The 13,990-nt window shown below is 46.3% G+C and carries 3 protein-coding genes and 2 pseudogenes; 2 read left to right on the top strand and 3 right to left on the bottom strand.

Features of this window, described 5'->3' with window-relative positions:
- Positions 1–323 precede the first annotated feature (323 nt).
- Positions 324–425 (top strand): annotated as a pseudogene (locus Xsze_RS22870) (transposase); the annotation flags it as partial.
- A gap of 247 nt (positions 426–672) precedes the next feature.
- Here Xsze_RS22870 and Xsze_RS18190 read toward each other — a convergent pair.
- Both Xsze_RS18190 and Xsze_RS18185 read right to left on the bottom strand, forming a co-directional pair.
- Positions 673–1,008, bottom strand: coding sequence for a hypothetical protein (locus Xsze_RS18190; RefSeq protein ID WP_038237139.1), 336 nt, complete (start codon positions 1,006–1,008; stop codon positions 673–675).
- Positions 1,009–1,035: 27 nt separating this feature from the next.
- Positions 1,036–1,377: a hypothetical protein gene (locus tag Xsze_RS18185; protein ID WP_038237137.1), complete on the bottom strand. Its 342-nt coding sequence runs from the start codon at positions 1,375–1,377 to the stop codon at positions 1,036–1,038.
- Positions 1,378–1,632: 255 nt separating this feature from the next.
- Between Xsze_RS18185 and Xsze_RS23390 the strand changes: the two are divergent.
- Positions 1,633–1,725: pseudogene (locus tag Xsze_RS23390) on the top strand (IS982 family transposase); the annotation flags it as partial.
- Between the two features lie 153 nt (positions 1,726–1,878).
- Here the strand turns inward: Xsze_RS23390 and Xsze_RS18180 are convergent.
- Positions 1,879–13,545 (bottom strand): non-ribosomal peptide synthetase, encoded by an 11,667-nt coding sequence (locus tag Xsze_RS18180; RefSeq protein WP_084616209.1) that lies wholly within the window; start codon positions 13,543–13,545, stop codon positions 1,879–1,881.
- Positions 13,546–13,990 lie beyond the last annotated feature (445 nt).

The raw sequence follows: 13,990 nt of genomic DNA, 5'->3' as shown, positions 1-13,990 counted from the left end.
CACGTCAGTAAGAAAAATAAGCCCCCTGGAAATAGAGAATAAAGTAGCAACTTGGAACCCATTGAATAGAGATATAATTGAATTTATTAGGCGAACCTGAGTTTTATTAAAATTAATGAAAGTTGAATCTTTTTCATTGGTGGATTCTCACTAAATTTTGTCAATGGAGGAGTGGAGAAGTCTTTTACTGCCTTCATGCAACTGATGGCGTCGCCTAACGGGGGAAAACCAGCATAGGAGTTTTAAAATTCATTTGGTCATTAATAATTGTAGTGAGCTTTTATCCGTTAAATTAACTCCGGAAAATGCAGATGGCCGCGAACCTGTTAATAAAACGGTCTTTAATAGAAACCGTCAATATTCAATTGAAAAATGTTTCCCAGATAGCACATTCAAGACACCAGGGATTTATTGTGGGGTTTTTATCTTATGGTGATGTTTTTTTGTTGTTTGCCACATGAAGGGTGATAATCAAAAAGTTAATGTATTAAAATTAGGTTGTGCATAGGATATGCGCTAAAGTTTTATTTTAATGGAGCGATAGATAATGTTATCACTCCATTATATGGTTAAGGATTTTAATCAATGTTAACATGTTATTAATATTGTCAGGTAAAATTCCAGTGATCCATTATTTTTTAAACCTTAAAATCACTTTAAAATATGATGAGGTTAAGAAGTAGCTGAATAAGATAAATAAAAAGAAAATACAGGGTTGTTAGGTTCATCTATATTCGTTTGATAAATATATAACAAAGGTTTTTGAAGTATTCTAAAAATACTGTCACTCTCTATGGTTGATGTAAAATATTTCAACTCCATTCCAGTTGGATAACTCGAAAGAGTTATTCCTGTCATTACCTTGGAATTGTCTGCAGGGAACGGCAAGATAATATAATGATTTTTAGGTAAATCGCTTTCTAAGTGTGGTTTAACTTCTTCCATGTTTGTATATATTTTGATTTTAAAATCAAAATTAGTTCTATTGTATATGATTTGTGTGGGCATTTTATGGATTCCTATAGGTTGTGTTTTTTAAAGTATCGGAATTATAGAAATCTGATAATATTTAAATAGTTTATTTCCAATTTGGATTTCTTTATTGTAATTAATTGAGAATTTTTTATAATTTAACAACTCGTTTATTTCAGGGTAATTTTTTTTATCAGAATTTCTGTAAAAAATCATACTTAATTTAACTTCATTTCTAAATACAGAGGCTTCAAGATATTCTATAGTAGGACTTGTTATATGGAGAGTTCCCCATGCTCCTGAATGGATGTATGTACTGTCCTCGTATGGAGGATGTGAGGATTTATGTCCCCCAGCTGCGATGAACATAAGCACATCTGAGCTATTATAAAATAATATATCCATGATATTTCCTTAAATAAGGTAAGTGGAGAATTAAAAGTATAAAAAAAAGGACAATGGAGTCTATTTCATAAAATGACTGTTGATTTTATTCCTTGAATAAACTTCCTTTATTCTTTTTCATATTCAATGAATTGACTTCATTTATACATATTTTAATGTATTTTTTTTTATTTATTTACTAATTTAATCTGAACTCTGGATAAGAAAGAAAAGAAAAGAAAAAAGAAGAAAGGAATGCAGTGCCTGATCTTCACGTTCTTTTCTTCACGTAAAGAAAAATCACAGGGTATTGCTTTTATCAACTCCATCAAAACCACCGGTTGCCACAATGTTCGCATTCCCCAAAATTGAGAGGTGAAGTGTATACGTTCCAACCGAAAAAGCCGAGCTTAGATTTATGTGATCGGGAAATTGCTCTGCTTAAACAGAGTTTAGGTTAAATCGTTACCGAACAAGTGGCTGCTGAGACAGCCACTTGTTCAGTCGTTATTTGATGAAGTGTTATTTTCCGGATATCAGAGAAGTCGGGGCATCGTTTACCTTCAAAGCCATTTCCCTTAAGGTAGGGTAGGTCAGTACATCCATCAATGAAATATGCATATTTTGCTCATGCATGCGGGCTAATAGTTGTATTGCAATAAGTGAATGTCCTCCGGATTCAAAGAAATGATCATGTCGGCTCACGCGTTCCAGTTTCAGCAGTTCCTGCCAAATTTGAGCCAATGCGGTTTCTACATCACCATTCGGGGCTTCATATCCATATTTTGCAATGATGATCTGTTGAGACAGAGAATCACTCTGTCCGGGGCTGGGGCTGAGATTAATGTGTTGCGGTTGCCAGTGAGTACCGGAAACAACAGGTATGTCCACGATGGGTTGTTGTGGAGAGTTTTCCAACGAATCAACCAGACCAGACAGGGCGCTGAGCATATCAGCACGCAGGTGTGCCGGATCGATGCCTTGTATGGCCTGAATTTCCAGCCGGAAGCCTTTACCCAGATCATCCACAGCGAAGTAGAGGGGATAATTCATTCTCTCCTCAGCCGTGATCAGGCGAACGCCTTCCCAAACATTGCGGGTTGTATCCAACCGGGTATGACGGTAGTTGAGCAAAGTGTTAAAGAGCGGCAAAGGGGATGTCACTGCGCTACAGCGTTGAGCCAATGCCAGTGATGCTTGTTCATGCTCAAGTAATTGCGTCAAACTGTGATAAGTCGCTTGCACCACCTGTTGTACACTATTTCCGGTCAGTCGGACCCGGGCGGGCAGGGTATTGATAAACAGGCCCGGAATTTGATTGATATTTGTTCCTCCTTGCATCCGCCCCGACAAAACAGTTCCGAAAACAATGTCTTCCTGACGACTTATTTTTGCCAGTACCAGCGCCAGTGCGACATGAAAGAGTACACCGCAGCTTACCCTATGACGGCGGGCTTGCTTGCGGATATCTCTCGACAGGGATGCACTGATAAGTTGAGTTGAGTTCGTAATTGGCCGGTCTACACTGTAAATGTCCGGTATTCCGAAAGGCAGGGTGGGTGTATCTATATCAGCCAGTGCTTCACGGAAATAATCTTCATGTGATGATGGCGGCATGTTCAAGGATTGGGCGATAAAGTGTCGGTAAGGCAGTGCCGGAATGAGATGCCCGGCACGGTGGTGCATGAGTTCATGGATTTCAGAAATGATAATGTCCAATGATATATGATCATTAAGGATATGGTGGCAGCATATAGCCAGTAACCACTCTTCCTGATGGGGATCATAGGCTGTATCAACAGAAAAAACCGGCGCCCGGCTGACATCCAGTCGGCGTTGATACGGATGAGTGTATGCCAGTAACTGAGACAGAATGTCTTGATCATTTTCAGGCACAAACGTATCGACATACAGGGATGCCTGACGACAGACAACTTGCACGGGTTGTTTTAAACCTTGCCAACAGATAGCGGTACGCAGGATGTCATGGCGGTTAATCACTTGCTGGAAGGCAGCCAGGAAAGCATTAAGGCGCTCACGGCTGTCGAAAGCAAGTGCAATGTGCAACAGATAGATATCGCCTTGTGTTTGTAACAAATGATGGAACAGCATACCTTCCTGTAACGGTGCCAGCGGATAGATATCCTGGATATTGGCCGCCCCTCCGGAAATAGTGTCGGTTATCGTGTCAATTTCTTGTTGTGTCAAAGCGATGAGGGGCAACAAGTCCGGCGTGATTTTGGTACAACCATCAGGAATGAGATTAGGGGGAGCAATAAACTCAGTGGGGTGTTTTTCAATGGGTTGCATTATTTTTGCCATGTCAGCCAGTACAGGGGCCGCAAACACGGAACGGATATCAAGCCCCCAGCCTTGTTCCCGCAACTGTTCAATCAGGCTGACAACCATCAGCGAATGGCCGCCGACTTCAAAGAAATGATCGTAACGTCCCACCCTTTCCAGCTTTAATAATGTTTGCCAGATCCGGGCCAGAGTGATTTCCATTGTGTTGATTGGCGCTTCATAAGTGCGGCTCACGATGGCAGTTTGATCCGGCAACGGCAATGCCTGACGATCGAGTTTGCCATTGGGGGCCAGCGGGAAGGCATCGAGAATGACAAAGGCACAGGGCAGCATATACTCAGCAAGATGTTGTGAGAGCTGCTGGCGTAATGCTGCGGGAAGCAGTTTCGCCTGTGGTTTTGCCAGCAGATAAGCAATGAGGCGCTTATCCCCCGCCATGCCTGTTTGATCAGGGATTTCACGGGCAAGCACGACAGCTTCACGTACACCGGCACACTGCATCAATCTGGATTCTATTTCACCCAATTCGATGCGGAAACCACGTATCTTGACCTGAAAATCGTTGCGTCCAAGATATTCGATATTGCCGTTAGCCCGCCAGCGGCCCAAATCGCCGGTTTTATACATCCGGGCATTCGGCTGTTTGCTGAATGGGTCAATGACAAACCTCTCTGCCGTGAGTTCAGGCTGATTTGAATAACCCCGGGCGACACCCTGACCACCGATGTAAATTTCGCCGCTGACGCCGATGGGAACAGGCTGGCCAAATGCATCCAAAATATAAATGCGGGTATTGGAGAGTGGACGTCCGATCGGAATGTTATCCGTCATCGTCACAGCCTGCTTGCTGTCTGCCAGTTGTTTGCCATCTATCAGCAAGGCAGTGGCGGTCACTGTAATTTCGGTCGGGCCATAGGCATTGAACCAACGGCAGGATTGCGTTTCCGGGCATGATAACCAGTCGGCTAAATGGCGCTGCTCCACTTTATCGCCGCCCACAATAACCGTATGCAAACAGGCGCTGAAACCGCAGTGCCCTGCCATTATCTCCTGAACCCAGTGATTCCAGAATGCGGTGGGGATGTTGATGATGGTGACTTTGTGTTGACGCAAGAAATCGACAAAGCCGGCATCCGGGACTTTGATATGCGCAGGACGCAGAACCAATGTGGCACCGGAGGCAAGGGTCGGGAAAATATCCGATACTGAAATGTCGAATGCAACGGTGACAAATTGCAGAATGCGATCACCCGGATGAGGTTTGCTGACCTGACGTTGTGCATGGATAAGGCTCACAACATTGCGATGTTCCAGCATGACACCTTTCGGATGTCCGGTTGAACCGGAGGTGTAGATGATATAAGCCAGATGATGAGGTTGAAGCCTGAGTTGCTTGCTGTCAGGGTTATGGCCGGGTTGCACTGCTGTTCTGTTTTGATGAGTTTCATCATCCAGCAACCATACGGGGAGGTCTTGTACTGACAAGTCTTTTTTCAGGTGTTTCTGTGTCAACAACAGTGCAGGCTTGCCATCCGATAACTGATAAGTCAGTCGCTCTACGGGATATTCTGGGTCGAGTGGGATATAACCGGCCCCGGCCTTTAAGATGCCGAACAAGCCAATAATCATATCCAATCCCCGTTCAACACAAATTGCGACCCGATCATCAGGGCGCACCCCAAAGGCAATCAGGCTGTGTGCCAACTGATTGGCGCGGCAATTCAGTTCATGATAGCTCAAGGATTGATCTTCAAAGATAACGGCGATGGCATCGGGAGTGCGTTGCACTTGATCTTCGAATAACGAGTGAATCAGCCCATTTTGTGGAAGCCACGGTTCATGATCAAATGATGATGGTTCAGATTGTGGGGTATTGAATTCGACCAGCAACTGCTGGTGCTCTGCGGCAGATAGCATTGTCAGGCGGGCAATATCCTGTTTTTCATCCGCTGCCATGGCGCTCAGTACCTGAATGAGATAACCCGCGATATGCCCAACAGTGACTTCATCGAACAAATCTGAGGTATATTCCAGATAACCATTTAAACCCTTTTGGGTTTCGGCAAGCGACAGCGTAAGGTCAAAGTGTGCACTGCGGCGCGTTTGTTCAAGCATTGAAACAGATAAATCCGGTAATTCAAGAGATTGGGCCGGGGTATTGTCCAGAGCCAGCATAACCTGAAAAATCGGGTTGTAGCTCAGGCTACGATTGGGTTGCAGTATTTCTACCAGCTGTTCGAAGGGCAGATTTTGGTGCGCATAGGCGGCCAGGGATCGCTCGCGGATATGGGTGAGTAATTCAGCCACAGTGTTGCAATTCTCCAGTTCAACCCGCAAAGGCAGCGTATTGGCGAAAAAGCCGATGATCCCTTCCAGCTCTGTTTGTGGGCGATTGGCGACGGGGGTACCAATGACGATATCGTTTTGACCACTTAAACGGGCAAGCACAATACTCCAGCCGGCAAGTAAGGTCATAAATAATGTGGTTCCCTGACGCTGTCCCAGTGCCTTGAGGCTGACCAGCAATTCAGGGGCCAGATGGATGGGGATGTGAGCGCCTTCGTAGGTCTGTTCTGGTGGACGTGGCCTATCGGTAGGAAGAGCCAGTAATTCCGGTGCACCCTGAAGTTGTTCTTGCCAGAAATTCCGTTGAGCCGCCATATTTTCACCCTGCAACCATTCCTGTTGCCAAATGGCATAATCGGCATACTGAATCGGCAAAGGTGCCAGAAGGTGCTCTTTTTCTTCGAGTGCAGCGCGGTAAAGTATGTCTAATTCGCGGAGCAATATTCCGACTGACCAGCCATCCGTGATGATATGGTGCTGAATGAGGATAAATATATGTTCTTCATCTGATAGTTGCAGTAATTTACCCCGGACAGGTGGCTCGTTGGCAAAATCAAACAAAGTTTGTGTTTCGAGTGATATCAGCTCATCAATCCGGTTTCTATCCAAGGTTTTGTTTAGTCCGCGTAAATCCTGATAATTCAGGGGAAAACCGGTATCTGCGGCATCAATGTACTGACAAGGTTGTTCATCAACAAAAGCAAAACGGGTTCGTAAGCTTTCCTGCCGTGCCACAAGAGAATCCAGCGCCGCCTTGAATGCTGTTAAGTTAAGTTGCCCGCTGAGACGTAATACTGCCGGAATGTGGTAAGCCAGACTGGCGGCAGGATTCAGTTGAGCGAGAAACCACAGGCGCTGTTGAGCGAAGGAGAGTGGCAGATGCCGGCTGCGATCAACCGCAGGGATTATCGTTGGTTGAGTGATTGCGGTACTTTCGGTGAGCGCGGCGGCCAGATCAGCGAGTACGGGGTAAGTAAAGAGCAGTGGCAAAGAGGTTTCCAGTGCCAGATTTTGGTGTATCCGTGTAGCAAGCTGGATGGCGAGCAGGGAATGACCGCCGAGTTCAAAGAAATGATCATGGCGGCTCACGCGATCTAATCCCAATAGTGTTTGCCAAATTTGGGCCAGCGCGGTTTCCACTTCACCAATGGGTTCTTCATAATCCTGTGTCACGACAGCGGAAGAATCCGGAGCAGGCAGTGCCTGTCTGTCAAGTTTGCCATTGGATGTCAGCGGGAAAGCATCAAGGGTGACAAAAGCACTGGGGATCATATAGTCTGTCAGTTGCTGCGCAAGTTGTTGGCGCAGTTCCGCCGGCGTTGGCTTTATATCGGATTCAGTCAGCAGGTAGGCAACCAGTTGTTTATTCTCTCGGGTGTCTTCACGGGCGATGACAACAGCCTCACGCACACCGCGACATTGTTCAAGTTTTGCCTCAATTTCACCCAGCTCAACCCTGAAACCCCGTATTTTGACCTGAAAATCGTTGCGGCCGAGGTATTCAATATTGCCGTCAGGCAACCAGCGCCCTAAATCCCCGGTTCTGTACATGCGTGAGGCAGGAAGGGGGGAAAATGGATCATGCAAAAAACGCTCATTGGTCAGCTCGGGCCGATTGAGGTAGCCACGGGCAACGCCGCTGCCTGCAATGTAAATTTCGCCGCTGACACCAAGAGGGACAGGCTGGCCGCGGGAGTCGAGAATATAGATTTGGGTATTGGCAATGGGGCGGCCGATGTGGGCAGTAAAACCCGTTGCCCGATCCATGCGTGTCCAGGTTGAATAAGTTGTTGTCTCCGAGGGGCCGTAAAGGTTGCATACAGTTTGTACAGACGAGGAGGTGAATAACTGTTCAACAATATTGGGTTTTAGTGCTTCACCCGCGAGATTGACGGTTCTGGTTGTCCCGGGAATGGCATGGGTGTTGAGTAACTGCACGATAGTAGAGGGAACGGTGTTTATCAGGCTGACAGCTGACGCCATAGCCACCGGTTTTTCTGTTGCCGGTGATTTTTCCGCTGTCAGTGAAAGGGCATTGGGGACAAGATGTATTGTTCCTCCGGAAATCAGTGGTGCAAAACATTCGTATACGGCTAAATCAAAATTCAGTGAAGTGGCACAAAGTGTATGCCCCAGCTCTTCCGGTGTGAAATTTTGCTGTGCCCAGGTGAGGAAATTGACGGTATTGCGATGCTCAATCGCGACTCCTTTCGGTTGCCCTGTGGAGCCGGAGGTATAAATCACATAGGCCAGGTGATGTGGTGCCAATCCCTGAGCCTGCGCATCCGGGTTGCAGGTTGATACAGTATCAACATCAACGTGTTGTTCAGTATGATCAAATATCACTGAGGGAACTGAACAATCAAGAAAACCAAGGAGATCAAGGTGTTTCGTCTGAGTAAGAATGGCTTTCGGAGTGGAATCTTCAAGTATATACGCAAGTCGTTTGCTGGGATAATTCGGGTCGAGCGGCACATAAGCCGCACCTGCTTTCAGTATCCCCAATAAACCTGCAATCATTACCGGGCTGCGCTCAACACATATTGCTACCCGATCATCAGGTTGTACCCCTTGTGCCATTAAGTGGTGAGCCAAACGGTTGGCGCTGTGGTTCAGTTCATCATAAGTCAGGGAGTGTCCTTCACAGATCACGGCAATGGCGTTGGGGGTACGTTGTACCTGTTCTTCAACTAACTGATGAATTAAGGCATCTTGTGGAAAATCCATCTGGGTTGCGTTGAAATCAACTAATAACTGCTGGCGCTCTGTTGCGGGTAAAACGGAGATGTTAACGATAGGTCGCTGAGGCTCTGTGTCTAATGCTTCTGTCAGCCCTGTCAGGGTGGTGGTCATATAGTCCATTAGGCGTACTGGATCGATGCCGGATACGCTTTGGGCAACCAAAGTGAAGCTTTCTCCCATATCGTCCACGGATAAGGTGAAGGGATAGTTGGTTCTCTCCTGTGCAGACAGTAGACGCACACCTTCAGATTTGATGTTGAGTCCATCCGGCCGGCTATGGCGATAATTGAGCAGTGCACTGAAAAGGGGCATGGAGGGAGTTATACTGCTACAGCGTTGCACCAGTGCCAGTGGGGTTTGTTCGTGCTCCAGCAATTTCATCAAACAATGGTGAGTTTCTTGCACGATTTCTTGTGCACTTTTTCCAGCCAGCCGGAAACGTATAGGCAGTGTATTAATGAACAGCCCTAAAATTTGTTCGATCCCGACCCCTGCCTGCATGCGCCCCAGCAAAACCGTACCGAAGATGACATCATCCTCTCCGCTGGCATGCGCCAGCACCTGTGCCCATGCAATATGAAACAGCACACTGGGGCTGACACCCTGACGGTGCGCTTGTGTGCGAATGGCGTTGGAGAGTGTTGCATCGAGCTGCCGGGTGGCTTCTGACATTTGTCTCTGGTTATTGTGGGTATTCAAAATGCCAAAAGGTGCGGTTGGGGTATCAACATCCGCAAGCATTTCACGAAAATAGGCTTCGTGTTCTGACTTTGGCATATGCAGAGACTGGGCAACAAAATTCCGATAAGGCAGGGGGGCGGATAAATTTTCAGGGAGCTTGTTTTGGCGGTGGCTCTGAATTAATTCTTTGATTTCACTGAAAATAAGCTCCAGTGTCAGATGATCACTGATTAAATGGTGGAAGCATAAAGCCAGTAGCCACTGATTTTTATGTGGATCATGGGCAATATCGGCAGAGAAGAGAGGGGCCTGATTGATATCGAGGCGCCGCTGATCGGGATCTGTATGAGCCAATAATTGAGCGGGAACGTTTTGATCGCTGACAGGAACAAAAACATTGATATGTAAAAGCGCCTTACGCCAGACGACTTGCACCGGCTGGTTCAGTTCTTGCCAACAGACAGCGGTGCGCAGGATATCGTGGCGGTCAATGACCTGCTGTAAGGCGACCAGAAAGGCATCGACACAGTCTCGGGTATCGAAGGCAAACAAAGTATTCAGCAAATAGGTATCGCCCTGCCCCTGTAACAAGGAATGAAACAGAATGCCTTCCTGAAGTGGGGCCAGCGGGTAAATATCCTGAATATTGCCAGCCCCACCGGGAATGGTCGCCGAGATGGCATCAATCTCTTGTTGGGACAGTGATACCAATGTCAGCATGTCAGGGGTGATTGCCGTACAATCGTCTGGGATCAGATTGGGTGGCACGGCAAAATCCCTCAGATCGTTCTGGGCGGCCTGCATTTTTTTTGCCATTTCAGTCAGCACGGGAGTATCGAATATGGAACGGATATCAAGCGATAAATTCAGGTTGTATAGCTGCTCACTCAAGCTGAGTGCTATCAGTGAATGGCCGCCCAGTGCGAAGAAATGGTCATGGCGGCCTACCCGTTCAACACCCAATAATGCTTGCCAGAGTTGAGCCAGTGTGATCTCTGCTTCTCCTTTCGGTGCTTCATAACCTTGTGTGGCTATTGAGTCCAGATTAGGCAATGGCAGGGCCTGAATATCCAGTTTTCCATTGGGGGTTCGCGGGAAGGAATCCAGCGTGATAAAGGCACTGGGGAGCATATATTCGGCAAGTTGTTGTGAAAGTTGCTGGCGCAGCGCCGTTGGAACTAATTTTGTGTCTGGTTTGGCGAGTAAGTAAGCAACGAGGCATTTTTGCTTTGAAATATCGTCCCGGACAATGACAACAGCTTCGCGTACACCACGGCATTGAGTGAGTTGTGCTTCAATCTCCCCCAGTTCAATGCGGAAACCGCGTAGTTTCACTTGAGAATCATTGCGGCAAATATATTCAATATTACCGTCAGGTAGCCAACGAGCCAAATCACCGGTTTTATACATCCGTGTGCCAGTGGTGGTTGAAAATGGATCAGGCAGAAAACGCCCTGCTGTCAGGTCGGGACGGTTGAGGTAACCACGGGCCACACCGCTGCCTGCAATATAAACCTCTCCGGTGATACCGATTGGAACGGGTTCTTTATGGGGATCAAGGATATAAATTTTGGTGTTGGAAATGGGGCGGCCAATGGGAGGGGCTTTCTTTTCCTGACTATTGCATGGATAGAGTGTGGCACAGACCGTGGTTTCTGTCGGACCATAGCCATTGAACATTTTCCGCCCATGGGCCCAGCGATTGACCAATGTCGACGGGCACGTTTCGCTTCCCGTGATCAAAACTTGCAGTGTATCGGGAAGGGAATCCATTGCTGCCAAGGCGGTAGGTGATAAGAATAGGTGCGTAATGGCACGGGTTTTTAAATAATGGGACAGGGCAGCACCGGGCAAAATATCGGTGCGTTTCGCAAGATAGAGACGTGCGCCTGCCAGAAGGGCCATAAAGCACTCCCAGATATAGACATCGAAACTATTCGAAACAAACTGCAATAAGCGGCTATCTGGCGTCAGGGATAATGTATCTTGCTGGGTGGCTATCAGATTGCACAAACCGTGGTGTTCTACCATCACCCCTTTGGGTTTTCCGGTAGAGCCGGAGGTATAAATGATATAAGCCAGATTGCGGGAGGTGATTCCCAATGTCCGGGCATTTGGGTTTTCTTCTGGTCTGTGGCTCAAAACAGGGTGCTCTTTGGCATCAAGCACAATGGTTGGTATTTTATTGGCTGTCAGAGAACTACCCAATATCGCACTACCCAATATCGCACTGCCCAATATTTCCACCATTGCAGGCTGAATAATCAGCGCCATTGGTTCTAAGTCGTTGAGCATGTAAGCCAATCGTTCGGTTGGATAAGCAGGATCAAGTGGCACATATGCTCCGCCGGCTTTCAGTATCCCCAGCAGACTGACCACGATATCCAGCCCCCGCTCGGCACAAATGGCGACCCGATCATCCGGGCGTATTCCCAATTCAATCAAATGGTGTGCCAACCGATTGGCATGACGGTTCAATTCATCATAAGTCAGGGACTGATTTTCAAAAACAACCGCAATAGCATCGGGTGTTTTCTGTACCTGAGCTTCAAATAACTGATGGATCAATGCGTTTTGTGGGAATTCAGCCTCTGTAGCGTTGAAATCCGTCAATATTTGCCGGCGTTCTGTTTCGGGCAAAATAGGCAAACTGGTTATCGGCACATCCGGTGACATGAGGGCTGAATCAAGCAAGACAGCGAGGCGGGCCTGAAGCATGACCACATCTTCAGTACTCAGATAATCGGTGGAAAAATTGAATTCAATCGTGACATTGGCAGGGGTGTTTTCAGGGGACGCGGTATCTGTGTATTGTTTGATGATGACTGAAAGCGGGTAGGGGACACCATGGTGTAAGTCGAAAAACTCAATAGAAGTATCTTCTCCTTCTATATACATATTGGCTTTGAACGGTTCAAGTGACAGTGTGATGTCGAAGAGTTGAGCGCGCCCTGTTTTCTGTTGGATATGTGTTTGTCGGTTGATTTCTGCAATGGGGATACGTTTGTATTTGTAGCAGCGCCGTAATTCAGCCGCGCTGTTTTGCATGACATCAAGGAATGTGTCCTGTGGCGAAATAGCGATGCCAATCGGCATAACGGATGCGAACATTCCCATGGTGTTTTTTTGTTGAGTGCCTTTTCGATTGTGTATGGGAATACCGAAAACAATTTCATCCACCCCTGCCGCCCGTGAGAAATAGCTGGCCAGAACGGCATACATGAAATGCAGAATGGATAACCCTTGTTGAGAGACTTTCTCTTCAATGCGTTGAAGAAGGGCTTTATCTATCTGCCAACAAACGGGGGGTTGCCAGCTGGCGGTTTTTTTCTGCTCAACGGCGTTTTTTTCATTCATTTTTCCATGAATAGATTGGGTGTGTTCAGGTTGTTTAACCTTGTGGGCATTGATGGGGGAGAGCAATGGTTGCGGCAGATGTTCATAACGTTTTAGCCAGAATTGCAAATCACGGGAATAATCCCGGGAAGCAAGGTAATTTTGGTCATCTGCAATGAAATCTAAATAGGAGGGGGCAGTTTTATCCGGCGCGTCATTCTGGACCAGATGATTGTAACTATCGATAATATCATTGAAAAGTATTATCAGACCGGAACCATCAATGATCAAATGGTGGCAAGAAAATTGCCAGTACCAGTGTGCACGACTTACCCGCAATAATTTGGCGCGCCACAGCGTGTCAGTCAATTGGAACGGTTTCTGGAACTCTTCATCAATATATTGTCTTACTCTGGTTTCTGCATCTGAATACGGTGAAAAGTCATGAAGTTCCATGGATACAGAGAGAGGGTTCGTGACTTTTTGGACCGGAAGTTTGTGAGTGTTAATCATCCGCAAACGGAGCGTGTCATGACGATAAACAACGGTTTTAAACGCGCGCTCTAGCAAGGTTTCGTTCAATGCTCCCTTAATACTGAAAAAAAGGCCGATATTATAATTGGATGGATCGGAATGAATAATTTGGTCCAGCCAAATAACTTGTTGGGGAGAGCTTAGGGGAGAGGCTGGTGAGAGAGAGAAGTCATCATTATTAACATCAACTAAAGGGGGAGTTTTGGAGGAAGTAACTTTTGAGGCAGTGTAGTGATCGTGTGACATACCCATTTCACCTTTTTCAGTAATCAAGATGCAACCTGTTCCATTTTTTTGAAAATGACGATGCGGTTTTTTAAACTGAAAAATAGTCAAAAAAACCATATTTAAAGTCAAATTATCTAAATAATATGGCTATGTCGACTTTTTTTGTTGATTTTATCCGTGTTTACAGAATGTATTTCATATTGAATGAAATATAGGCGTGTGTTTATTAAAAGAAACTAACCCCATTGTCATTATTATTGTTTTCTTATTATTGATTTCGCTTTTTTATGCCACTTAGCTTCTGCCATAACGCAAATTAGTTACTTTTAGTTATTGTTTGAATGGGGAGGGCGGGCTGTTTGAGTGTATGGCTGATAATGGCCGATAGTAGGAAATAGGGGGGATAAATATGATGGGAAGTGATTTGGTTGAGCGGATCACTGCCTGAAACCAGAAAATGCCA

Origin of the sequence: Xenorhabdus szentirmaii DSM 16338, from assembly GCF_002632585.1 — a bacterium.
Lineage (GTDB): Bacteria > Pseudomonadota > Gammaproteobacteria > Enterobacterales > Enterobacteriaceae > Xenorhabdus > Xenorhabdus szentirmaii.
Note: the sequence above shows the minus strand (reverse complement) of the source record. Positions and strands in the feature narration are given on the sequence as shown.